Source organism: Pseudomonas sp. GW821-FHT11D10, from assembly GCF_058808435.1.
Window position 1 is genome coordinate 211,498 of sequence record NZ_JBXARR010000006.1, and the last position, 21,496, is coordinate 232,993.

General features: G+C 62.0%; 23 protein-coding genes. 14 read left to right on the forward strand and 9 right to left on the reverse strand.

Annotated elements, in window-relative coordinates:
- Nucleotides 1-122 precede the first annotated feature (122 nt).
- Genes AC1RT4_RS19360 through AC1RT4_RS19370 form a run of 3 tightly spaced genes read left to right on the forward strand, consistent with a single transcriptional unit; the run spans nucleotide 123 to nucleotide 2,704 of the window.
- A complete protein-coding gene (locus AC1RT4_RS19360; protein WP_007956274.1) occupies nucleotides 123-821 on the forward strand; it encodes a CoA transferase subunit A in 699 nt (232 codons plus the stop codon).
- A 24-nt stretch (nucleotides 822-845) separates the two neighbouring features.
- Nucleotides 846-1,511 (forward strand): CoA transferase subunit B, encoded by a 666-nt coding sequence (locus AC1RT4_RS19365; RefSeq protein ID WP_115077327.1) that lies wholly within the window; start codon nucleotides 846-848, stop codon nucleotides 1,509-1,511.
- 11 nt (nucleotides 1,512-1,522) lie between these two features.
- On the forward strand, nucleotides 1,523-2,704 hold the full coding sequence (locus AC1RT4_RS19370) for an acetyl-CoA C-acetyltransferase (RefSeq protein ID WP_085733159.1): 1,182 nt from the start codon (nucleotides 1,523-1,525) through the stop codon (nucleotides 2,702-2,704).
- A gap of 106 nt (nucleotides 2,705-2,810) precedes the next feature.
- Here the strand turns inward: AC1RT4_RS19370 and AC1RT4_RS19375 are convergent, their stop codons facing one another.
- Nucleotides 2,811-3,413 (reverse strand): NADPH-dependent F420 reductase, encoded by a 603-nt coding sequence (locus tag AC1RT4_RS19375; protein WP_493087119.1) that lies wholly within the window; start codon nucleotides 3,411-3,413, stop codon nucleotides 2,811-2,813.
- 114 nt (nucleotides 3,414-3,527) lie between these two features.
- On the opposite strand from AC1RT4_RS19375, the gene AC1RT4_RS19380 reads away from it, so the two are divergent.
- Nucleotides 3,528-4,421, forward strand: coding sequence for a LysR family transcriptional regulator (locus tag AC1RT4_RS19380; RefSeq protein ID WP_493087384.1), 894 nt, complete (start codon nucleotides 3,528-3,530; stop codon nucleotides 4,419-4,421).
- On the opposite strand, the gene AC1RT4_RS19385 is transcribed toward AC1RT4_RS19380, so the two are convergent.
- The gene (locus tag AC1RT4_RS19385; protein ID WP_431768360.1) at nucleotides 4,418-5,686 is read right to left on the reverse strand and encodes an Nramp family divalent metal transporter; all 1,269 of its coding nucleotides are present in this window, start codon (nucleotides 5,684-5,686) and stop codon (nucleotides 4,418-4,420) included. The genes AC1RT4_RS19380 and AC1RT4_RS19385 overlap by 4 nt on opposite strands.
- 127 nt (nucleotides 5,687-5,813) lie before the next feature.
- On the reverse strand, nucleotides 5,814-6,353 hold the full coding sequence (locus AC1RT4_RS19390) for a chalcone isomerase family protein (protein WP_221535097.1): 540 nt from the start codon (nucleotides 6,351-6,353) through the stop codon (nucleotides 5,814-5,816).
- Between the two features lie 148 nt (nucleotides 6,354-6,501).
- Here AC1RT4_RS19390 and AC1RT4_RS19395 point away from each other — a divergent pair, with 148 nt between their 5' ends.
- Together AC1RT4_RS19395 and AC1RT4_RS19400 are read left to right on the forward strand one after the other, a co-directional pair.
- Nucleotides 6,502-7,275, forward strand: coding sequence for a hypothetical protein (locus tag AC1RT4_RS19395; RefSeq protein WP_493087121.1), 774 nt, complete (start codon nucleotides 6,502-6,504; stop codon nucleotides 7,273-7,275).
- Nucleotides 7,276-7,361: 86 nt separating this feature from the next.
- A complete protein-coding gene (locus AC1RT4_RS19400; RefSeq protein WP_493087125.1) occupies nucleotides 7,362-7,928 on the forward strand; it encodes a DcrB/PsbP domain-containing protein in 567 nt (188 codons plus the stop codon).
- A 3-nt stretch (nucleotides 7,929-7,931) separates the two neighbouring features.
- On the opposite strand, the gene AC1RT4_RS19405 is transcribed toward AC1RT4_RS19400, so the two are convergent.
- From AC1RT4_RS19405 to AC1RT4_RS19420, 4 genes are all read right to left on the reverse strand, one after another.
- The gene (locus tag AC1RT4_RS19405; RefSeq protein WP_115077322.1) at nucleotides 7,932-8,648 is read right to left on the reverse strand and encodes an alpha/beta hydrolase; all 717 of its coding nucleotides are present in this window, start codon (nucleotides 8,646-8,648) and stop codon (nucleotides 7,932-7,934) included.
- A gap of 66 nt (nucleotides 8,649-8,714) precedes the next feature.
- Entirely contained in the window at nucleotides 8,715-9,827 is a 1,113-nt protein-coding gene (locus tag AC1RT4_RS19410) for a succinylglutamate desuccinylase/aspartoacylase family protein (RefSeq protein WP_493087127.1), read from the reverse strand.
- A 128-nt stretch (nucleotides 9,828-9,955) separates the two neighbouring features.
- Nucleotides 9,956-10,735 (reverse strand): ABC transporter substrate-binding protein, encoded by a 780-nt coding sequence (locus AC1RT4_RS19415; RefSeq protein WP_007956251.1) that lies wholly within the window; start codon nucleotides 10,733-10,735, stop codon nucleotides 9,956-9,958.
- A 254-nt stretch (nucleotides 10,736-10,989) separates the two neighbouring features.
- On the reverse strand, nucleotides 10,990-11,424 hold the full coding sequence (locus AC1RT4_RS19420) for a rhodanese-like domain-containing protein (protein WP_493087130.1): 435 nt from the start codon (nucleotides 11,422-11,424) through the stop codon (nucleotides 10,990-10,992).
- Nucleotides 11,425-11,526: 102 nt separating this feature from the next.
- Between AC1RT4_RS19420 and ftrA the strand changes: the two genes are divergently transcribed.
- The gene (ftrA, locus tag AC1RT4_RS19425; protein ID WP_493087132.1) at nucleotides 11,527-12,516 is read left to right on the forward strand and encodes a transcriptional regulator FtrA; all 990 of its coding nucleotides are present in this window, start codon (nucleotides 11,527-11,529) and stop codon (nucleotides 12,514-12,516) included.
- On the opposite strand, the gene cobF is transcribed toward ftrA, so the two are convergent.
- Complete coding sequence (cobF, locus tag AC1RT4_RS19430) at nucleotides 12,485-13,240, reverse strand: precorrin-6A synthase (deacetylating) (protein ID WP_493087134.1); 756 nt, start codon at nucleotides 13,238-13,240, stop codon at nucleotides 12,485-12,487. The two genes, ftrA and cobF, sit on opposite strands and share 32 nt — an antisense overlap.
- Nucleotides 13,237-13,809, reverse strand: coding sequence for a histidine phosphatase family protein (locus AC1RT4_RS19435; RefSeq protein ID WP_493087138.1), 573 nt, complete (start codon nucleotides 13,807-13,809; stop codon nucleotides 13,237-13,239). The genes cobF and AC1RT4_RS19435 overlap by 4 nt, the downstream gene beginning before the upstream one ends.
- A gap of 321 nt (nucleotides 13,810-14,130) precedes the next feature.
- On the opposite strand from AC1RT4_RS19435, the gene AC1RT4_RS19440 reads away from it, so the two are divergent.
- From AC1RT4_RS19440 to astA, 7 genes are all read left to right on the forward strand, one after another.
- On the forward strand, nucleotides 14,131-14,985 hold the full coding sequence (locus AC1RT4_RS19440; RefSeq protein ID WP_493087141.1) for a MurR/RpiR family transcriptional regulator: 855 nt from the start codon (nucleotides 14,131-14,133) through the stop codon (nucleotides 14,983-14,985).
- A gap of 2 nt (nucleotides 14,986-14,987) precedes the next feature.
- The gene (locus AC1RT4_RS19445) at nucleotides 14,988-15,632 is read left to right on the forward strand and encodes a cysteine hydrolase family protein (RefSeq protein ID WP_493087143.1); all 645 of its coding nucleotides are present in this window, start codon (nucleotides 14,988-14,990) and stop codon (nucleotides 15,630-15,632) included.
- On the forward strand, nucleotides 15,629-16,960 hold the full coding sequence (locus AC1RT4_RS19450) for a type I glutamate--ammonia ligase (RefSeq protein WP_493087145.1): 1,332 nt from the start codon (nucleotides 15,629-15,631) through the stop codon (nucleotides 16,958-16,960). Before AC1RT4_RS19445 ends, AC1RT4_RS19450 begins: the two co-directional genes overlap by 4 nt.
- Complete coding sequence (locus AC1RT4_RS19455; protein WP_493087147.1) at nucleotides 16,944-17,696, forward strand: N-formylglutamate amidohydrolase; 753 nt, start codon at nucleotides 16,944-16,946, stop codon at nucleotides 17,694-17,696. Before AC1RT4_RS19450 ends, AC1RT4_RS19455 begins: the two co-directional genes overlap by 17 nt.
- 87 nt (nucleotides 17,697-17,783) lie before the next feature.
- On the forward strand, nucleotides 17,784-19,133 hold the full coding sequence (locus AC1RT4_RS19460) for an APC family permease (protein WP_011333496.1): 1,350 nt from the start codon (nucleotides 17,784-17,786) through the stop codon (nucleotides 19,131-19,133).
- 118 nt (nucleotides 19,134-19,251) lie between these two features.
- Entirely contained in the window at nucleotides 19,252-20,268 is a 1,017-nt protein-coding gene (locus tag AC1RT4_RS19465; protein ID WP_493087150.1) for an arginine N-succinyltransferase, read from the forward strand.
- 55 nt (nucleotides 20,269-20,323) lie between these two features.
- Nucleotides 20,324-21,358, forward strand: a complete 1,035-nt coding sequence (astA, locus tag AC1RT4_RS19470; RefSeq protein ID WP_493087152.1) for an arginine N-succinyltransferase — start codon at nucleotides 20,324-20,326, stop codon at nucleotides 21,356-21,358.
- Nucleotides 21,359-21,496: the final 138 nt, after the last annotated feature.

Consider the following 21,496-nt stretch of genomic DNA (forward strand, 5'->3'; position numbering starts at 1 on the left):
GACATTTAATGAGCTTTATCAATCAATCAACCTTAAAAATCAACTTAACAAATATATCCTTCAGCGCGACACTCCAGTCATTCGGCTAGCCAGCCGCCCGACAAACAATAAAAGAGGTGCATATGGCAGGTTTCGACAAGCGCGTGTATTCCTACGAGGAAGCCATGGCAGGTCTTGAAGACGGCATGACCGTGATCGCCGGCGGCTTCGGCCTTTGTGGCATTCCGGAAAATCTGATCGCCGAGATCAAGCGCAAGGGCACCCGCGACCTCACCGTCGTCTCCAACAACTGCGGTGTTGATGGCTTCGGCCTCGGCGTTCTGCTGACCGACCGCCAGATCAGCAAGGTGGTCGCCTCCTACGTCGGCGAAAACAAACTGTTCGAAGAGCAACTGCTCAAAGGCGACATCGAAGTCGTCCTGACCCCGCAAGGCACCCTCGCCGAAAAAATGCGCGCAGGCGGTGCCGGCATCCCGGCGTTCTTCACCGCAACCGGCGTCGGCACCCCGGTCGCCGAAGGCAAGGAAGTGCGTGAATTCCACGGTCGCAAGTACCTGATGGAAGAATCCATCACCGGCGACTTCGCCATCGTCAAAGGCTGGAAAGCCGACCACTTCGGCAACGTCATCTATCGCCACACCGCCCAGAACTTCAACCCGCTGGCCGCCACCGCCGGCAAGATCACCGTGGTCGAAGTCGAAGAAATCGTCGAACCCGGCGAACTGGATCCCGCACACATCCACACGCCCGGCATCTACGTCGACCGGGTCATTTGCGGCACGTTCGAAAAACGCATCGAACAACGCACCATCCGCAAATAATCCAGGCTGACGGAGAACAAGAACATGGCACTTACCCGCGAACAAATGGCTCAACGCGTCGCCCGCGAAATGCAGGACGGCTACTACGTGAACCTCGGCATCGGCATTCCGACCCTGGTCGCCAACTACATCCCCGAAGGCATGGAAGTCATGCTGCAATCGGAAAACGGCCTGCTCGGCATGGGCCCTTTCCCGACTGAAGAAACCATCGATGCCGACATGATCAACGCCGGCAAGCAAACCGTGACTGCGCGCATCGGCGCTTCGATCTTTTCCTCGGCCGAATCCTTCGCAATGATCCGTGGCGGTCACGTCGACCTGACCGTGCTGGGCGCGTTCGAAGTGGACGTGCAAGGCAACATCGCCTCGTGGATGATCCCCGGCAAACTGGTCAAGGGCATGGGCGGCGCGATGGACCTGGTGGCCGGCGCCGACAACATCATCGTCATCATGACCCACGCGTCCAAGGACGGTGAGTCCAAGTTGCTGAGCCAGTGCAGCCTGCCGCTGACCGGCGCCGGTTGCATCAAGCGCGTGCTGACTGACCTTGCCTACCTGGAAATCGAAAATGGCGCTTTTGTCCTCAAGGAACGCGCACCTGGCGTCAGCGTCGAGGAAATCGTCGCCAAAACCGCTGGTAAACTGATCGTCCCGGATCACGTACCGGAAATGCAGTTCGCTGCCGAGTGAGGAATTCGAAAATGCAAGACGTCGTCATTGTTGCCGCCACGCGTACCGCGATCGGCAGTTTCCAGGGTTCGCTGGCCACCGTCTCCGCCGTGGATCTGGGCGCAGCGGTCATCCGCCAGTTGCTTGAGCAGACCGGTCTGGACGGTGCTCAGGTCGATGAAGTGATCATGGGCCAGGTGCTGACCGCCGGCGCCGGCCAGAACCCGGCGCGCCAGTCGGCGATCAAGGCCGGTCTGCCCCACGCCGTACCGGCCATGACCCTGAACAAGGTTTGCGGCTCGGGCCTCAAGGCCCTGCACCTCGGCGCCCAGGCGATCCGTTGCGGCGACGCGGACGTGATCATTGCCGGCGGCCAGGAAAACATGAGCCTGGCCAACTATGTGATGCCGGGCGCGCGCACCGGTCTGCGCATGGGTCACGCGCAAATCGTCGACACCATGATCAGCGATGGCCTGTGGGATGCATTCAACGATTACCACATGGGCATTACCGCCGAGAACCTGGTCGAGAAGTACGAGATCAGCCGCGAGCAGCAGGACGCCTTCGCTGCCGCGTCGCAACAGAAAGCCGCCGCGGCCATCGAGGCCGGTCGTTTTGTCGATGAAATCACCCCGATCCTGATCCCGCAGCGCAAAGGCGATCCGGTGGCGTTCAAGGTCGACGAGCAGCCACGCGGCGACACCACCGCCGAATCCCTGGCCAAACTGCGTCCGGCCTTCAAGAAGGACGGCAGCGTCACCGCCGGCAACGCTTCGTCGCTGAACGACGGTGCGGCTGCCGTGATTCTGATGAGCGCCGAAAAAGCCAAGGCCCTGGGCCTGCCGGTACTGGCGAAAATCGCTGCTTACGCCAACGCGGGCGTTGACCCGGCGATCATGGGCATCGGCCCGGTGTCGGCCACCCGCCGCTGCCTGGACAAGGCTGGCTGGAACATCGGCCAGCTCGACCTGATCGAGGCCAACGAAGCCTTCGCCGCACAATCGCTGGCGGTGGCCAAGGATCTGCAATGGGATCTGGACAAGGTCAACGTCAACGGTGGCGCCATCGCCCTCGGTCACCCGATCGGTGCATCCGGCTGCCGTGTGCTGGTGACCCTGCTGCACGAAATGATCAAGCGTGATGCGAAGAAGGGTCTGGCGACCCTGTGCATCGGCGGCGGTCAAGGCGTGGCTCTGGCGCTGGAACGCGCTTAAACGCAAAAGAGGTTCAACAGCGGGCGGCGGATCCACGACATCCACTGCCCGTTGGCAACAAACCCGGTACGACTCACGTCGCACCGGGTATTTTTTTGCCTGAAGGTCAGGCGAACTTCACCAGATTCAGCACTGGCAACGGCCCGCCCGGGAACTGCACCAGCCGCGCGCCTACGCTCAACTCCCCCAGATCGATACCGAAGAAGCCTAGCTGATCGATCAGCGCGCCGACTTCAGCCTTGGCCTGCGCATCATCCCCGGACAGGAACAGCACACGCTTGCCGCCCTCCGACGCCGGATCCGCTTCCAGCAAACGCGCCAGCAAATGGTTGAACGCCTTGACCACCCGCGCGCCCGGCACCCATTCGGCGAACACTTCGCTGGACGGCCGCCCCTGCAAATCCACCGGTTTGAACGATGGCGCTTCAATCGAGTTGTTGGCATCGATGACGATCCGTCCACCGAAGTCCGGCAACCCGGCCAGCGCCGTCGGCAGTTTCGACCAGTTCACTGCGACCAGCACGATGTCCTGAGCGGCGGCCTCTTCACGGGTAACGGCGCGGGCAGTCGGGCCGAGTTCTGCGACCAGTCCGGACAAAGTGTCCGGCCCGCGACTGTTGGCGATGACCAACGGGATGCCCTGACGCGAAAGGGCTTTGGCAAACGCTGAACCGATGGCGCCAGCGCCGATGATTCCAATAGTGCTCATGATGTTTTCCTCAAAGTGGGGTAAGACTCGAAACGAATCTTGCGCTTGCCATTCCCACTTGATTAGCCGGTAATGCCTTGAATGATCTTCAAGCATCGCTATCAGGTCGAACCCATGGAAACCCTTGCCAATCTTGAATCCTTCGTCCGCAGCGCCGAGACCGGCAGCTTCTCTGCCGCTGCACGGTTGCTGGCGCTGACTCCGGCGGCGGTCAGCCGTAACGTGGCGATTCTTGAACGCAACCTCGGCGTGCGGCTGTTTCAGCGTTCGACCCGCAAGCTGTCGCTGACTGAGGCCGGTGAAGGTTTTCTGGCGAGTATCGGCGGCAACCTCGACGCCTTGCAGGCCGCGATCGCGACGGTGGCGACCGAGCGCGGCGAGCCGGCGGGTGTGCTCAAGATCAGCCTGCCGCCGACGTTCGGCATCGATCACATGCTGCCGCTGCTGCCGGAGTTTCTGGCGCGCTATCCGCTGATTCGCCCGGAATGGCACTTCGAAAATCGTCAGGTGGATCTGATCGCCGAGGGTTATGACGTGGCGATTGGCGGCGGATTCGAGTTGACGCCCGGCGTGGTCGCCCGGCCATTGTCGTCCGCCGAAGTGCTGGCGGTGGCGTCGCCGGCGTATCTGGTCGGACGCGCCCTGCCGCGACATCCGGCTGATCTTGCCGATCACCACGGCATCGTCATGCGCGGCCTGCGCACCGGGCGCCTGCGCCAATGGCAGATGCACAACGAAGCCGGCGAACAGGCCAGCGCCCTGCTCAACCCGAACATCGTGCTGAATGATCCGATGGCCATGCGCACCGCTGCGTTGTTGGGTCTGGGCGTGACGATGCTGGTGCTACCCGATGTCAGCGCCCAGATCGAACGCGGTGAACTGGTGCGGCTGCTGCCCGACTGGCAGTGCGATGCCGGGGCGATATCGCTGTACTACCCGAGCCGAACCTTGCTGCCGGCCAAGACTCGGGTGTTCATTGATTTTGTGGTGGATGCCTTCGGCCGTTAGGCGGCCAACTGCAGAATCAGCCAGGCATTCGCGCCGCTGATCACCACAAATAATCCCCACGCCAGCACCTTGGTCGGTAACCGGTTCACAAACGGTCCCATCAGCTGTTTGTCGTTGGTCATGCGAATCAGCGGATACAGCGCAAACGGCAGTTGCAGGCTCAACACCACCTGACTCAGCACCAGCAACTTGCCCACCGCGCCGTCGCCCATCAGCCACACGCCGATGAACGCCGGAATCAGCGCCAGCCCACGGGTGATCAGGCGCCGCTGCCAGCATGGGATTCGCAGGTTCAGATAGCCTTCCATGATCACTTGCCCGGCGATGGTGCCGGTGAAGGTCGAGCTCTGCCCCGACGCCAGCAACGCCACGCCGAACAGCACACTGGCCAGCGCGCCGCCCACCAGTGGGTCGAGCAAGTGATAGGCATCCTGGATATCGACCACGTCGGTGTGCCCGGACTGATGAAAGGCTGCCGCCGCGAGAATCAGGATCGCCGCGTTGACCAGCAACGCCAGCGCCAGCGAACCAATGGTGTCGATGCGCGCCAGTTTTACCGCGTCCTGCTTGCTGGCCAGATCCTTGCCGATCAGCCGCGTCTGCACGATCGAAGTATGCAGGTACAGATTGTGCGGCATGACGGTGGCGCCGAGGATGCCGATAGCCAGATACAACGGCGCGGCATCACTGATCGCCGACAGCGACGGTTTGAAGCCTTGGGCGACGTCCGGCCAGTACGGTTTGATCAGCAACAGCTCGACGAAGAAACACGCGCCGATGGTGCCCACCAGCACCAGCATGATCGCCTCCAGCCGGCGGAAACCACGGTTTTGCAGGGCCAGCACCAGCAGCGTATCGAATGCGGTCAGGGCGATGCCGAACGTCAGCGAACAGCCCAGCAACAGGTGAAACGCCAGCGCACAGCCGAGCACTTCAGCCAGGTCAGTGGCAATGATCGAGATTTCCGCCAGCACCCATTGCAACCGCGCCGTCGGAGTGCTGTAGCGTTCGCGGGACAGCTGCGCCAGATCGCGCCCGGTGGCGATGCCCAGCCGCGAGCACAGGCATTGCACGACCATGCCCGCCAGACTCGCCAGCAACACCACAAACAACAGGCTGTAGCCGAAGCGCGAACCGGCCTCGATCGCGGTGGCCCAGTTGCCCGGATCCATGTAACCGATCGACACCAGCAAACCGGGGCCGGCAAAGCGCAGCACGCGTTTGAAGAACGAGGCGTTGGGATCGACCGGAACACTGCCGGCCACTTCCGGCGGGCAGAACGGCGCGGTGGCGATTTTGGGCAAGCTGAATTTCACGCACACATCCAGAAACAAGTCGAAAGACGCAGCTTAGACGTTTCAGTCGACGTGCCCAAGCGCCGATGTGCTGCGCTCAGGGTTTGCCGTTGCCGAGCAGTTGCTGGCGCAGCTCGGGACTGCGCGTGCGCGGGTCGAGCCAGATGTCGAAAAACGCCCGGGCAAACTGCGGGTCATCGATTTCATGCTGCAACTGTTGGCCGACAAAGAACCGCGCGCCCTGCCCCGGCAAATACACCCCGGTGATCCGCGTGCCGGCCTGAACATCAACGAACGATTGCTGCATCTGGGTTTGCCACACGGCCAGTTGCACCGGGCTGAGGGAGGCACCGGCCAGGCGCCTGATCTCGTCGACGCTGGCCTTCACCAGGTCATCGCGGGAAATGGAACGCCGGTAGATCAGCTCCAGAGCAAAGGGTTGCCCATCGGCCAGCGGTCGCGCCGCGCTCCACAACCGGGCGTTGTAGACGTCGAAACCGAACACACTGAAATCACCGGTGCCGATGATCTGTGCGCCGGGCACCGCGTCCTGCCAACTGGCCCAGGTGGGTGTCAGCAACAAGGCCCACAAGCCAATTCCGCAGCATCCACGCAACACCTTCGGTGTACTGCTCATCGCGGCATCGACTCCGGTAAACCCTGATACTCAGAGCATAGTCCGCTATCGCCCCCGGCATTTTGCATACATGTTTTGCATGCATATGCAGCAATCCGTGAACGACAATGCTAACGTGGCCCTCATTCACCCCCACGGAGACACCTGCGTGCTGATCCTCAAACTGCTGCTGATTCCCGGTTTCCTGCTGCTGATTTCCCTCGCGGGCAAGCGTTGGGGCCCCAGCGTTGCCGGGTGGCTGTCGGGGTTGCCGGTGGTGGTCGGGCCGATTCTGTTTTTCCTCGCCATCGAGCAAGGCCCGGCATTTGCCGCGCAATCGGCGGTCGCAGCGCTGTCGGCCATGTTTGCGATGATCGCGTTTTGCGTCACTTATGCGCAGGTGGCCCAGCGGACGAACTGGCCGCTGGCATTGCTGGTTTCCTTATCGGTCTGGGCCGTGCTGGCGTTGATTCTGTCGGTGATACCGGCCTCTCTGCCCTTCTCGATTGCCGCCGCTGCAACTGCCCTTCTTGCCGCGCCATACCTGTTTCCCAAGGTGCAACCGGTGGTCAGCGGCCCGGCGCCGAAGTCGGACAAACTGGTGTGGCGGATGATCGCCGGGGCGGCGTTGACGTTGGTGGTAACCATGCTGGCCAGCACCGTCGGCGAACGCTGGAGCGGATTGCTCGCGGTGTTCCCGGTGCTCGGCAGCGTGATGGCAGTGTTTTCCCAGCAGACCCGTGGTCCGGCGTTCACCGCTGCGTTGTTGCGGGCAACGGCGACGGGGATGTATTCGTTTTCGGCGTTCTGCCTGGTGTTGGCGCTGACAGTCCCAAGCCTGGGTTTTGGCGGCTTCGTCGTGGCCGTGGCCGTTTCGGTGGCGATGCTGGGCGTCACCCGGCAGTTGCTGGCCAAACCCGCGCCGGCACCGTCGCCGAACTGATCCCGACCGGACAAACCGCGCTGGAGTGCCATGCACGCTCCATGGGATGATCGCCGCCCAAGCGCGACCATCCCTCGGAGATTCGAATGTCATTGCTTAGCAAGAAAGCCGTCGTCCTGTTGTTGGCGGCGGTGGCCGGTTTCGGCGCCATCAATGCTCAGGCAGCCAAGGCCAAAGAAAAGGCTGTCACCGAGAAAGTCTCGATGCTCGACGGCAAATTCAGTTTTGTCCTGCCCAAGGGCTTTGTCGGCGACCCGCTGCCGGCCGGTCCGACCGGTGCCAAGGGCACCATGTACAGCAACGACGCCACCAAGACGGTGGTCATCGTCGCCGAAAACCAGATTCCCGAAGGCAACAACGTCAAGGACAACGACAGCACGTTCCTCGACGGCACCGTCTCCGATTTCATCGAAGCCCAGCGCAAGGCCCTGCCGGACTTCAACAAACTCAGCGAAAAGAGCCTGACCCAGAAAGGCAATGGCCTGGGCCTGCGCCAGGTCGACAGCACCGCCACCCAGGGCGGCGGCCAGACCCTCAACACCACGTTGCTGGCCGGCTCCGGCACGCGCATGGCGCTGGTCCAGGTGATTTCCCGGGCCAGCGACAAGAGCGGTCACGAAGCATTGGTGAAAACCATTCTCAAGGAAAAGTGATCTTCACGGGTTGAGTTGCTGCAACCAGTCGTTCAGATCCCGAAGTTCGGCCGCGCTGATGCTGTGGCCGACGCCGGGATAGGCATGAAATTGCGGTTTGTACGACAACTTCTGCAATAAAGCATCGGCCTCGGTGCCACCGCTGTACGGCACCCGGTCATCCGCCGTGCCGTGGCCGATGAAGATCTCCAGCGGCGGATGCTGTTGCTCCGACTTCAGCTCGCTCTTGAGCACCGGCAACACCCGCCCGCTCAACGCGGCAATGCCACCCACCGCCGCCGGCTGCCGCAGCCCGACCTCGTAGGTCATCATCGCGCCCTGGCTAAAGCCGATCAGGTACACCTTCTCCGGTTGCGCGTGATATTTCTGCGCCGCAGCGGCGATAAAGGCCCGCAGTTTCTGGCTGCTGGCCTTCAGATCATCGGTCTCGCCGTTGTAGGCACCTTCGCCTTTCTTGCGAAACCACTGGAAACGCCCTTCCCCCAACGCCATCGGTGCCTGCACCGACAGGTAGTTGTACTGCTTGGGCAGCTGAAATTTCATACCGATCAAGTCGGCTTCGTTGCTGCCATAGCCATGCAGGAAAATCACCAGCGGACGCGGTTCGGCGTCCGGGTGCACCTGGGCCAGGTAATTGAGCGGCAGATCGTTTTGCAGCGAGGTCTGAGCCTGAACGGCAGTGGACGCCAGCAGCGTCAACAGCGCAAACACCTTCAACATAAGCCTTCCTTCACACAGTGCAGGGTTCGGGGCAGAGCCTAACACTGTGATCCGGAGGATGGGGTATCAGTCGTTGATCAGCTTCCCGACTCGAATCGGCTCGCGCCCCGCCACCTTCGCCTGCCAGATGCCCGGCTGGGTGTAACGTCCGCGATCAATGGCGAACAACACGCCACTGGTGCCGGCGCGCACGGTGGTCACGCGATCGTTCAACGGATCGACCACTTCGAACAGCGCATCGCCGCGCTCGACCCACTCACCGGCATCGCGCAGGAAACTCACCACGCCGTGGTGCGGGGCGAACAGGTATTCGGTGCCTTCGAACGGCATGCCTTCGCAGCATTCTTCCGGCGCTTTCGGCCATTCGCCACTGATGAAACCCTGCTCAGCCAAGAAGCCCAGGATCGCCTCGCAATTGGCCTGAGCCTGATCGACGCGGGTGTCGCCCATGCTGCCCAGTTCCAGGGTGGTGGCGAGGTTGGCCGGTGGAATCGCCGCGTTCGGGAAGGCCCGGGCCAGGCGCAACCACGGCGAAGAGCAGGATTCATCGAACGAACTGCCGCCGGAATCTTCACACAACAGCGCCACGCCAGCCTTCAGGCGTGCGGCGAGGGATTGCCACTGCGGCCAGTGTTGCGGCAGTGCGTAAATATGAATCGCGGCGTCGAAATCGCAATGCAGATCGAGGGTGATGTCGGCCTCGCAGGCGTGGCGCAGCAACAGGCGGTGCAGCGCTTCCAGTTGAGAGGCCGGGGCTGGCAGTTCGTCGAGGACCTGACCCATGGTCTGGCGAATCAACGCAATGTTGGCTTGGGCATCACCACCCAACTGACTCCCGATGCGCTCGGCCACCGGCCCACTGAGTTCGACGAAGGAGCGGTTGAAATTTTTGCCGCTGCCGAGCTCGAAACGCCCCATGTGGCTACCTTGCAGGTGCTGATCGAGGCCGATCGGGTTGGCCACCGGCACCAGTTCGATCACGCCTTGCAACTGACCGTTGCTTTCCAGCTCGGCCAGGCGTTTTTTCAGTTCCCACGCGGTACGCATGCCCGGCAGTTCATCGGCGTGCAGGCTGGCCTGGATGTAAACCTTGCGCGGGCCGGCGCCATAACGGAACACGCTCAGGGAACGTTCGCTGCCCAGGTGGCTCCAGGGCAGAAGATGGTCGATGCGTTGCATGGGGAACTCCGGAAATTCTGTGGTCGCTGCCAACGCAGTGACCGCATTGGAAATGTGCTGACAGGATAAATCACGGGCGAAAAAAAAGTGGCCACCGCGCAAACGGGGCCACTTTTTTCTACGGCGTATTAATGGCCGTACACGTCAAAGTCGAAGTACTTGTCCTGCACTTGCTTGTACTTGCCGTTGGCGCGGATTTCGTTGATGGCGGTGTTGAATTTCTCCGCCAGCTCGGTATCGCCTTTACGCACTGCGATACCGGCGCCGCCGCCGAAGTACTTGGCGTCTTCGTAGGTCGGGCCGACGAATTCGAAGCCTTTGCCGGCGTCGGTTTTCAGGAAGCCGTCGCTCAGGTTGACCGAGTCGGCCAGCATCGCGTCGATACGACCGGAAACCATGTCCAGGTTGGCTTCCTGCTGCGAGCCGTAACGCACCAGTTCGATGCCGGCCGGTACCAGCACTTCGGTGGCGTAACGGTCGTGGGTACTGGCACGCAGCACGCCGACTTTCTTGCCTTTGAGCTCGACCAGCGGGTCTTTCACGCCGGAGCCTGCCTTCATCACGAAGCGCGCCGGGGTGTGGTAGTACTTGATGGTGAAATCGACGTTTTTCTTGCGGTCGTCAGTGATGGTCATCGAGGACAGGATCGCGTCGATCTTCTTCACTTTCAGCGCCGGGATCAGGCCGTCGAACTCTTGCTCGACCCAGGTGCATTTGACTTTCATCTGCTCACACAGCGCGTCGCCGATGTCCACGTCGAAACCGGCCAGTTTGCCGTCAGGGGTTTTCATCGAGAATGGCGGGTAACCGGCTTCGATACCGATACGGATCGGTTTGGCGTCTTCGGCCACGGCGGTCAGGGACAACATCGACAGTGCCAGGGCACCGAACATAACCAGCTTTTTCATTTATTACTCCCGTGTGCGGAGGCTTTTATTGGCAGCTTTCGATTGTCAGGTTCGGCCTTGGGCTGTGTAGCGCAAAGAAACCGAAGTGGCCGGCAGTCTATGGCGGCGCGCACGGGGCAAATTGTGTTTAAGCGACAAATACTTACAGAAAATCGGCGAGTACCATCACGTGGGAAAAGTGTGCGCCAGAGCGGTGCAAGGGTTGTAGGACAAAGCCGACAAAAGGTGCCGCCGAAGCGGCAACCCTCCAGCTATCAGCAGTCGCAAGCGATCGGCGCGGTGGCGACGCGCGGTGTCGCGATACTCAACTGAAAGCCTTCATCCAGCCACCCGGTCACCCCGCCGATCATCTCCTTGACCGGATAACCCAGCGCCGCCAGCTTCACCGCAGCCTTGTTGGCGCCATTGCAGTGGGGGCCGGCGCAATAAACCACGAAAAGCGTGTTTTTCGAGTAGGCCACCAGCCCTTCCGCTGTCAGCAAACGCCCGGGAATATTGATCGCCCCCGGCACATGGCCGCGCTCGAAGGCCAGTGGCCCGCGCACGTCCACCAGCACGAAATCGATCTCGCCGGCTTCCTGGCTGCTGAAGACGTCGGAACAATCGGTTTCGAAGGTCAGACGGTTGCTGAAGTGCATCAGGGCAATCGCCGAAGGGGCGGCAGGAATTTCGCGAACCAGGCTGGGCATGTTGTGTTGCTCCTACGTCTGTGAAGGGATGAACAGACTTTATCGAGCCGCCGCTTGCCGCTAAAGTGGCGCACAAGACACTCACCGGGAATTTTCCGCCAAATGCCTGATTCACCTGGACTGGTCGCGATTCTGGCCTACGACGGCCTCTGCACATTCGAGTTCGGCATCGCCGTGGAGATCTTCGGCCTGGCCCGACCGGAGTTCGATTTTCCGTGGTACGAGCACTGCATTGCAGCGGTGGATCAAGGCCCGATGCGCGCCATGGGCGGGATTCAGGTGCTGGCGGACGGTGGTATGGAATTGTTGGCCGATGCGCGCACCATCATCATTCCCGGCTGGCGCGACCGCAGTGCGCCGGTGCCCGAGGCCTTGCTGGAAGCATTGCGTGGTGCCCATTCACGCGGCGCCCGGTTGCTGTCGATCTGCTCGGGCGTGTTTGTGCTGGCCGCCAGCGGCCTGCTCGACGGACACGGCGCCACCACTCACTGGCGCTACACCTCGGAGCTGGCCGAGCGATTCCCGGCCATCGATGTCGACCCGGACGTGCTTTACGTCGATTCCGGCCAATTGATTACTTCGGCCGGCAGCGCGGCCGGGATCGATGCCTGCCTGCATCTGGTGGCGCGGGACTTCGGCACCCAGATCGCCAACTCGGTGGCGCGACGGCTGGTGATGTCGCCGCAACGCACCGGCGGCCAGGCGCAATTCATTCCGACACCGGTCAGCCCGACGCCGCGCAGCGACCTGTCGCGTGTGATGCAGTGGGCCCGCGAGCGCTTGCACGAACCACTGGAAGTGCGCGATCTGGCCAGCGAAGCGGCGATGAGCGAGCGCACTTTCCTGCGCAAATTTACCGAAGCCAGCGGCCAGTCACCCAAGGCCTGGCTGCAACACGAACGGCTGGCCCGGGCCCGGGAACTACTGGAAAGCACACCGCAGAACACCGAGCAGATCGCCCTGCGCTGTGGCTATCGCTCGGTGGAAAGCTTTCGTGTGGCGTTTCGCAGCGTGGTCGGGGTGCCGCCGTCGGTGTATCGCGAGCGCTTTGGTCGTGAGATCAAGGCTTGCGCAACAGATAGGTGTCCATGATCCAGCCATGCTCGGCCCGGGCAGCCTTGCGGACCCGTTCGATCTCATCGGCAACGTCGCCGAGCTTGCCATGGATGAGGATTTCGTCCGGCGTGCCGAGGTAGGCGCCCCAGTAAATCTCGGTCTCTTGATCCGCCACTCGGTGGTAGGAGTCTTCGGCATCGAGCATCACCACCAGACTGTCCGTGTCACTCACCTGCCCCGCCGCCAGGCGTCGGCCAGTGGTGATTTCAATCGAGCGGCCGATGGTGTTCAACGGCACCTTGTGCTGCGCCGCCAGGGCCTGAACGCTGGTGATGCCGGGAATCACGTCGAATTCAAACTCACATCGCCCCGAGGCCAAAATCACCTGCAGAATACGAATGGTGCTGTCGTACAACGCCGGATCCCCCCACACCAGAAAACCGCCGCACTGCCCGTCAGCCAATTCGTCATTGATCAGGCGTTCGAAGGTTTGCTGCTTGGCGCGGTTCAGATCATCGACGCTGGCGCTGTAGTCCACATCGCCGCGCTCGCGTTCCGGGCTGTGGGCTTCGGCGAAACGATACGTACGATCGGTGATGTAGCGCTCGCAGATTTCTCGCCGCAGGTCGATCAGCTTGTCCTTGCTCTGGCCCTTGTCCATCAGGAAAAACACGTCCACCCGATTCAGCGCCTTCACCGCCTGCATCGTGATGTAGTCCGGGTTGCCGGCACCGATGCCGATCACCAGCAATCGCTTCATTGCTCCGCTCCTTCGAGGTTGATGCATGACAAGCGTAGCCGCCAGCGCCCGGTAAACCGCAGATCGACCGCCGCCAGCGGCTCGACATCAAGGCTGTGAAACGCCTCGCCCTGCACGACCTGCATCAATGCAGCTCGAATCACGAACGGATGGGTAACCGCCACCACGTGGCCCGGCGTGGCTTGCAGTGCAACCAGCCACGCCGCCACCCGTTCAAGCAGTTGCGCCACCGATTCACCGCCATGGGGGGCGGCGTGCGGATCTTCGAGCCAGGCTTGCAATGCCTCGGGTTCGTTTCGTTGCAAGTCCTTGATCGACTGACCTTGCCAGCGTCCCCAATCGCAATCACGCAGGGCCTGATCGATGTGCGCTTCAGGGCCAAACCATGCCGCCGTCTGGCGGGTGCGCAGCTCTGGGCCGCAAATCAGACGGGATGCCGTGTCGAAACGCGAAGCCAGCGAGCAGGACGCCAGCGCCGTTTCTTCAACAGGTTCGTTCGTAGGAAAACACGCCAATTTTTGTGCGACGGTTCTGGCATGGCAGATCAATGTCAAACGGGTGGTCTGCACGGGTAGGTCACTCGGTCGGAATAGGTGAAGGTCATCGGTGAAAGAGCTGATGGAGCGGCAATTGTGCCGTAAACCGGGAGGTTCCGGGCAAGTCGATTGGGCAACCCGAGCGTGTAAAAGCGGCAATGTCTGACACCACTATGGGCAATGGACTACAACACTGATCGACATCCGTGTAACCCTTGCGTTACGGGCATCCCGCCCCATTTTGGGGCCTGGTTTAAACGCCGAAAAATTCGCTAGACATGTAGCGTCAGTTACATAAATACTGTTTTAACGGATTGTGAAGCGAATTCAACACCCCATCCAGCAGGAGCCCGGATGCCCCCTCTCAGAGACCTGATCACCGACCCCGGCCTTGACCTGACGCCGTCGGAGCGCAAAGTCGTTCGCGCCTTGCTCGATCAGTATCCACGCAACGGGCTTGGCCCGATGGCGCGCCTGGCCGAACATGCCGGTGTCAGCGATCCGACCATCGTGCGGCTGGTGAAAAAGCTCGGCTTCGGTGGTTACGCCGAATTCCAGGACGCCCTGCTCAGCGACATGGACCATCGCCTGCGCTCGCCGCGCACCCTGTTGCAACCGCGCTCGCATCAGAACAAGGACGATGCCTGGAGTCATTACCTGGCTCACAGCCACAACCTGCTGGCCGAAACCCAGGCCCTGACCCAGCCCGAAGACGTGCGGATCCTCGCTGACTGGCTGCTCGACACCCGACATCAGGTCTACTGCTTCGGCGGGCGCTTCAGCAGCCTGATGGCCACTTACCTGCTCAATCATTTGCGTCTGCTGCGTCCCGGTTGCTTTGCGCTGGAAGACAACGCGCAACTGCCCGATCGCCTGTTCGACCTGCAACGTCAGGACGTGGTGCTGGTGTTCGACTATCGCCGCTACCAGACCCAGGCCCTGCGCGTGGCAAGTGCGGCGAAGAACGGCAACGCCCGCGTCGTGCTGTTCACCGATATCTATGCCTCGCCGCTGCGCGAACTGGCCGACATGATCATCAGCGCTCCGGTGGAGTCGGCCTCGCCGTTCGACACCATGGTCCCGGCGCTGGCCCAGGTCGAGGCATTGATTGCCTGCCTGACCCTGCGCAGCCCGGACCTGGCCGATCGCCTGGAAGGCATCGATGCCCTGCGCAACGACTTCGACACCCACTTGCTGGAGGATAAATAAGGATGTTCAGCCTTCCCCATCGCTCGCCACGGGACCTGCCGTTTGTCACCGACCACACCGCCCTGTTGCTGGTGGACATGCAGCGCGCCTGGCTCGAGCCGCAGTTCGACCCGCACCTCGAAGGCCCGGACGCCGCGTACTTCCTCAACCGCACGCTCTCGCAAGTGGTGCCCAATCAGGTTCGCCTGCTCAACGCTTTCCGTGACGCACGGCAGAACGTACTGCACACCCTGATCGAAAGCCTGACCGCCGACGGCCGTGACCGCTCGCTGGATCACAAGCTGTCGGACATGCACCTGCCCAAGGGCAGCCCGCAGGCACAGGTCATCGCTGAACTGACCCCGGCGGAAAACGAAATCGTGCTGCCGAAGACATCCTCCGGGGTCTTCAACTCGACCAACATCGACTACGTGCTGCGCAATCTGGAAACCCGTCATCTGATCATCGCCGGCATCGTCACCGACCAGTGCGTGGACATGGCCGTGCGCGACGCCGCCGACCGTGGCTATCTCGTCACACTGGTGGCGGACGCCTGCGCGACCTACACCGAAGCACGCCACGACGCCTGCCTGAACGCGATCAAGGGCTACTGCTGGATCACCGACACCGACATCGTGCTCGGCCGGTTGCAGGAGATGCAGCCATGAGCGAACGCCTGTTGCCGTTGCCAATGACCACCATCGTCACCACCGACCTGATCGGTGTCACCCGTGGCCGTTCGTTTCCCACCGATGAGCTGGAGCACTATCAGGCCGCCGGTTGCGGCTGGGTGCCAGCCAACAGCGCGCTGACGCCGCAGGACATCATCGCTTCGACCAGTCCGTGGGGCGCTTATGGCGACCTGCGGCTGATTCCCGATCTGGCCAGCCGCGTCACCGTCGGCAATGGCCCGGACGCCGCAGCACCAGCACTGGATTTCATTCACGGCGATATCCGCGAAACCGATGGCCGGCCATGGGCGGCGTGCCCGCGCACACTGTTGCGCAACGAGGTCGAGCGCTATCGCGATGAGCTCGGCTTACAGGTCAACGCCGCGTTCGAACACGAATTCAATCTGCACGCCGGGTTTGCCGAACACCTGGCGTTTTCGCTGGAAGCCCAACGCCAGGGCGCCGAATTCGGTGGCTGGCTGCTCAGCGCGTTACGCGCCGGGGGTGTCGAGCCGGAAATGTTCCTGCCCGAATACGGCAAACACCAATACGAAATCACCTGCCGCCCGACCCTTGGCGTGGCGGCTGCGGATCGCGCGGTCAACGTGCGCGAGATCACCCGCGAAATCGCGCGGCAGATGGGTCTGGATCTGAGCTTTGCGCCGAAGACCGCCGCCGACGCGGTGTGCAACGGGGTACACCTGCACATCAGCCTGCTCGATCTGGCCGGTCAGCCAATGCTTTACGACGCCGGCACCAGCAATGGTTTGTCGACGCTCGGCCAGCACTGGGCGGCGGGTGTGCTGCATTATTTGCCGGCGCTGTGCGCGTTCACTGCACCGACGCCGGTGTCGTATGAACGCTTGCAGCCGCACCACTGGAGCGCGTCCTACGCCTGCCTCGGCCAGCAGAATCGCGAAGCGGCGCTGCGCATCTGCCCGACCGTGAGCCTGGGCAACAAGCCCGTGGCGAAGCAATACAACCTGGAATTCCGCGCCATGGACGCCACCGCCTCGCCGCATCTGGCAATGGCCGCGCTGCTGATCGCCGGACGCCTGGGGATCGAGCAGCGTCTGGCGCTGAACGCGATCACCGATGAAATCCCCGATTCACTCAACGACGAACAACGCAAGGCCCGGGGCATCGTTGCCCTGCCCGCCTCTCTGGCCCAGGCACTGGATTGCCTGCGTCGCAGTGAAGCGCTGGTCGAAGCGCTGCCAAGCGCGTTGCTCGAAACCTTTTTCGCCCTTAAAACCGAGGAACTGGCGCTGACGGAACAGCTCTCGCCCGCTGACCTTTGTGAGCACTATGCACGCCTGTACTGAATCCGCCGAGCTTGGGTTGTACACCCGACCGGTCTACAACCTGAGCCGTGAAGATTCGACGCACCCACTGATTCTGGTGTGCGAACACGCCAGCCGCTACATCCCCGAGGCCCTGAACAATCTGGGCCTGGATGACGTGGCTGCGCGCGAACACATTGCCTGGGACATTGGTGCCCTGGCGCTGGCCGAGCAACTGTCGGAGCAACTGGGCGCCACGCTGTTGAGCGCCAACTATTCGCGCCTGCTGATCGACCTCAACCGCCCCCGGCATGCGCCCGACAGCATTCCGGCGCAGAGCGAGATCTATCAGGTGCCGGGCAACCGCGAGCTCGACGAGGCCACTCGCGAATACCGTCGCCAGTGCCTGTTCAAGCCGTTTCACACGCGGCTGCAACAACTGATCGATGCACGTCTGGCCGAAGGTCGGCCGGTACGGGTGGTAGGGATTCACAGTTTCACCCCGGTGTACTACGGCCAGCCGCGCGAGCTGGAAGTCGGCGTGCTGTTCGGTCAGGCCAGGGCCTATGCCCAACGAATGCTCGACGGTCTGGAACGACACCCGCTGAAAGTCGCCGGCAACCAGCCGTACAGGATCGACCCGCTGGGCGACATGACCGTGCCGGTGCACGGCGATGCCCGGGGCCTGGAGTCGGTGTTGATCGAAGTGCGCAACGATCTGCTGCGCAGCCCGGAAGCGGTGACCCGCTGGGCGAATTATCTGGCTCCATTGCTGTAAGGATTGCTGTAACCACTGCTGACGCTGTAAACGACGGACCGATATAACAACTAAAACGACCGATTGGCTGACAAGGAGTTGCGCTTCATGGAAATAGAAGAGTTCGGCTACAAACAGGAGTTGAAACGTAGCCTGACACTGACCGATCTGGTGGTGTACGGGATGATCTTCATGATCCCCATCGCCCCGTTCGGCGTGTATGGCTACGTCAACGCCGAGGCACCGGGGATGGTGCCTCTGGCGTACATCATCGGCATGGTGGCGATGGTCTTCACCGCGCTGAGTTACGGCAGCATGGCCCGAGCCTTTCCGATTGCCGGATCGGTTTATTCCTACGCGCAACGGGGCCTGAATCAACACGTCGGCTTCATCGCCGGTTGGCTGATGCTGCTCGATTACCTGCTGATTCCGCCGCTGCTTTACGTCTATGCGGCGATGGCGCTCAACCATTTGTACCCGGACATCCCGAAAGTCGGTTTCATTCTGGCGTTCCTGGTCAGCGCGACGTTCGTCAACTTGCGGGGTATCACTTTCACCGCTCGCATGAACATTGTGTTCCTGCTGGCGCAGCTTGTTGTCCTGGGGATTTTCCTGTTCTACGCCTGGAATGCCCTGCACAACGGTGGCGGCAACGGCCAGTTGACCCTCGCGCCGCTGTATCACCCGGAAACCTTCAACTTCGCCCTGCTGATGCAAGCGGTGTCGATTGCGGTGCTGTCGTTCCTCGGCTTCGATGCGATCTCCACCCTCGCCGAAGAGATCAAGGGCGATCCGGGCCGCAGCGTCGGCAAAGCGGCACTGATCACTCTGGTAGTGATGGGTGTGATTTTCGTCGCGCAAACCTGGATCGCTACCGATCTGGCAGCGGGCATGGGCTTCAAGTCCGCCGACACCGCGTTCTATGAAATCGCCGAAATCGCTGCCGGCAGCTGGCTGGCGACCCTGACCGGCGTGGCCACAGCCCTGGCCTGGGGCGTGGCGGTGGCGATCACTTCGCAAGCGGCGGTCTCGCGCCTGCTGTTCGGCATGGCCCGCGACGGCAAGCTGCCGAAAGTGCTGGCCAAGGTGCATCCGAAACACAACACGCCGTACCTGAGCATCTATCTGGTGGCTGTGCTGTCGCTGGTGATCTGCTACCTGTTCATCAATTCGGTGGACACCCTGACTTCGCTGGTCAACTTCGGTGCCCTGAGCGGCTTCATGCTGCTGCACCTGACCGTGATCAATTACTACTGGCGCAGGCAGAAATCCGGCCAGGTGATCCGTCACCTGATCTGCCCGGTGATCGGCTTCATCATCGTTGCGGCCATCATGTACAACATGGGCGTCGATGCACAGAAACTCGGCCTGATCTGGATCGCACTGGGTCTGGTGTACCTGTTCTTCCTGAACAAGCTCGGCGCCAGTACCGCGCTGCCTGACCCGAGCAATGGCTGACAAGAAAAAGAGCGGCGTCTGACAACAAATCAGGCGACCGCCGCTTTAACGCGTGGAAACCGACAGTGATAGTCAGGTTCGGCGAATGGGCCGAACCTTTTGATACAGGAGTGCATCCATGCTGGTCTTACGTCCAGTCGAGCCAAACGACCTGCCTCAATTGCAACAATTGGCGCGCGACAGCCTGGTGGGCGTCACATCCCTGCCGGACGACAGCGAGCGCCTGGGCGAAAAAATCGCCGCGTCCTGCGCCTCGTTCGACAGCGATGCCGCGGCTCAGGGCCCGGAGAATTACTTCTTCGTGCTGGAAGATATCGACAGCAGTCGACTGGTCGGCTGCTCGGAAATTCTCGCGACCGCAGGATTCAACGAGCCGTTCTACAGCCTGCGCAACCGCCACTTCACCAGTGCCTCGCGGGAGCTGAACATCGAGCACGGCGTGCCGGCGCTGTCGCTGTGCCACGACCTCAGCGGGCATACGCTGTTGCGCGGATTTCACATCGATGAGGCGCTGGTGCGCACGCCGTTTTCCGAATTGCTGTCGCGGGCACGGCTGCTGTTCATCGCCGCCCACGCGCCACGATTTGCCGAGGCGGTGATCACCGAAATCGTCGGTTACAGCGACGAGCAAGGGCATTCACCGTTCTGGGATGCGCTGGGCAAGCACTTCTTCGACCTGCCCTACGTCGAGGCCGAACGCCTGTGCGGCTTGCAGAGCCGAACGTTTCTCGCCGAACTGATGCCGCAATACCCGATCTACGTGCCGATGCTGCCGCAAGCGGCGCAGGACTGCATCGGCCGCATCCACCCGGACGGTCAGGAAGCCTTCGACATCCTTGAGCGCGAGGGTTTTGAAACCAACAGCTACATCGATCTGTTCGATGCCGGCCCGACCTTGTATGCACGCACCGCCAACATCCGTTCGATCGCCCAGAGCCAGACAGCCACGGTTCAGGAGGAACCCCTGATCGATGCTCGCGGTCGCTATCTGGTGAGCAACGATGCTCTGCATGGCTTTCGGGCGGTGGTCGCCGAGCTGGATTACCAGCCCGGTCAGCCCCTGGCGCTTGACCCGGCCCTGTGCGCGGCGCTCAACGTCCGCGCTGGCGGCACGATCCGGGTGATCGCCCTGTGAACCGCGCCCCTACCCAACGACAGTGCCCGAGCAGGCGCGCAAAAGGAGTTGCAGCATGATTGTCCGTCCGGTCCAAGTCAGCGACCTGCCAGCGTTGATGACGCTGGTGCAACAGGCCGGGCCGGGGTTCACCACCCTGCCCGCCAACGAAGATCGCCTGGCCCACCGGGTACGCTGGGCGCAACGCGCCTTCGCCGAACAGGTCGAGCGGGCCGATGCCGATTACCTGTTCGTGCTTGAAGACGACGAGCAGCGAGTGGTCGGCGTCAGCGCCCTGGCCGGGGCCGTCGGCTTGCGCGAGCCCTGGTACAACTATCGGGTCGGGCTGACCGTCAGCTCGGCGCCAGACCTGGGCATTCAGCGGCAGATCCCGACGCTGTTCCTCAACAACGAACTGACCGGCCAATCGGAACTGTGCTCGCTGTTCCTGCGCCACGACCAGCGCCACGGCAGCAATGGGCGTCTGCTATCGCTGGGGCGTTTGCTGTTTGTTGCCGAATTCCCGCACCTGTTCGGCGAAAAGATGATCGCCGAACTGCGCGGCAGTGCCGACGAGCAAGGCTGTTCGCCGTTCTGGGACAGTCTGGGCCGGCACTTCTTCCAGATGGACTTCAGCCACGCCGACCACCTGTCCGGGCTGGGCAACAAGTCGTTCATCGCCGAACTGATGCCGCGTCAGCCGCTGTACACCTGCCTGCTCACCGAACAGGCTCAGGCCGTGATCGGCCAGGCACACCCCAACACCGAGCCGGCATTGAAAATCCTTCAGTCCGAGGGTTTCGCTCACAAAGGCTACATCGACATCTTCGACGGTGGCCCGGTGATCGAAGCACCGATCCGCAGCATCCGCACCGTGCGCGACAGCCTGGAACTGACCCTGAGCATCGGCACCCCGGACGATCAGGCGCCGCTGTGGCTGATCCACAACCGCCGCCTGGAAAACTGCCGCATCACCGTCGCGCCGGGACGTCGGGTCGGCAGCAGTCTGGTGATCGACCGCCTCACCGCCAAACGCCTGCAATTGCAGCCGGGCAACTCGGTGCGGGCGGTGCCGCTGCCCAATCAACAGCAGCAGGCGGTGGCGGCCTGAGCGCCTCTGCCTGCTGCAAGAAAGCCTGAACAGGATTTTCCTGGTTAACTTCCTCGTTAATTCGTCATGATCCTTGACCCATTGGCGTGATAGCCTTTTCACCTTCGGCGTTGACACCTTTGCTCAAGCCTTTCCATT

Excerpts from the sequence above, each read along its gene's own strand:
- AC1RT4_RS19440 (WP_493087141.1), top strand. The coding sequence starts at position 14,131 with ATGCCCCCTCTCAGAGACCTGATCACCGACCCCGGCCTTGACCTGACG.
- AC1RT4_RS19375 (WP_493087119.1), bottom strand. The coding sequence starts at position 3,413 with ATGAGCACTATTGGAATCATCGGCGCTGGCGCCATCGGTTCAGCGTTT.
- astA (WP_493087152.1), top strand. The coding sequence starts at position 20,324 with ATGATTGTCCGTCCGGTCCAAGTCAGCGACCTGCCAGCGTTGATGACG.
- AC1RT4_RS19455 (WP_493087147.1), top strand. The coding sequence starts at position 16,944 with ATGCACGCCTGTACTGAATCCGCCGAGCTTGGGTTGTACACCCGACCG.
- AC1RT4_RS19420 (WP_493087130.1), bottom strand. The coding sequence starts at position 11,424 with ATGCCCAGCCTGGTTCGCGAAATTCCTGCCGCCCCTTCGGCGATTGCC.
- AC1RT4_RS19415 (WP_007956251.1), bottom strand. The coding sequence starts at position 10,735 with ATGAAAAAGCTGGTTATGTTCGGTGCCCTGGCACTGTCGATGTTGTCC.
- AC1RT4_RS19360 (WP_007956274.1), top strand. The coding sequence starts at position 123 with ATGGCAGGTTTCGACAAGCGCGTGTATTCCTACGAGGAAGCCATGGCA.
- AC1RT4_RS19365 (WP_115077327.1), top strand. The coding sequence starts at position 846 with ATGGCACTTACCCGCGAACAAATGGCTCAACGCGTCGCCCGCGAAATG.
- AC1RT4_RS19450 (WP_493087145.1), top strand. The coding sequence starts at position 15,629 with ATGAGCGAACGCCTGTTGCCGTTGCCAATGACCACCATCGTCACCACC.
- AC1RT4_RS19460 (WP_011333496.1), top strand. The coding sequence starts at position 17,784 with ATGGAAATAGAAGAGTTCGGCTACAAACAGGAGTTGAAACGTAGCCTG.
- AC1RT4_RS19370 (WP_085733159.1), top strand. The coding sequence starts at position 1,523 with ATGCAAGACGTCGTCATTGTTGCCGCCACGCGTACCGCGATCGGCAGT.
- AC1RT4_RS19465 (WP_493087150.1), top strand. The coding sequence starts at position 19,252 with ATGCTGGTCTTACGTCCAGTCGAGCCAAACGACCTGCCTCAATTGCAA.
- AC1RT4_RS19400 (WP_493087125.1), top strand. The coding sequence starts at position 7,362 with ATGTCATTGCTTAGCAAGAAAGCCGTCGTCCTGTTGTTGGCGGCGGTG.
- ftrA (WP_493087132.1), top strand. The coding sequence starts at position 11,527 with ATGCCTGATTCACCTGGACTGGTCGCGATTCTGGCCTACGACGGCCTC.
- cobF (WP_493087134.1), bottom strand. The coding sequence starts at position 13,240 with ATGAAGCGATTGCTGGTGATCGGCATCGGTGCCGGCAACCCGGACTAC.
- AC1RT4_RS19390 (WP_221535097.1), bottom strand. The coding sequence starts at position 6,353 with ATGAGCAGTACACCGAAGGTGTTGCGTGGATGCTGCGGAATTGGCTTG.
- AC1RT4_RS19445 (WP_493087143.1), top strand. The coding sequence starts at position 14,988 with ATGTTCAGCCTTCCCCATCGCTCGCCACGGGACCTGCCGTTTGTCACC.
- AC1RT4_RS19380 (WP_493087384.1), top strand. The coding sequence starts at position 3,528 with ATGGAAACCCTTGCCAATCTTGAATCCTTCGTCCGCAGCGCCGAGACC.
- AC1RT4_RS19410 (WP_493087127.1), bottom strand. The coding sequence starts at position 9,827 with ATGCAACGCATCGACCATCTTCTGCCCTGGAGCCACCTGGGCAGCGAA.
- AC1RT4_RS19405 (WP_115077322.1), bottom strand. The coding sequence starts at position 8,648 with ATGTTGAAGGTGTTTGCGCTGTTGACGCTGCTGGCGTCCACTGCCGTT.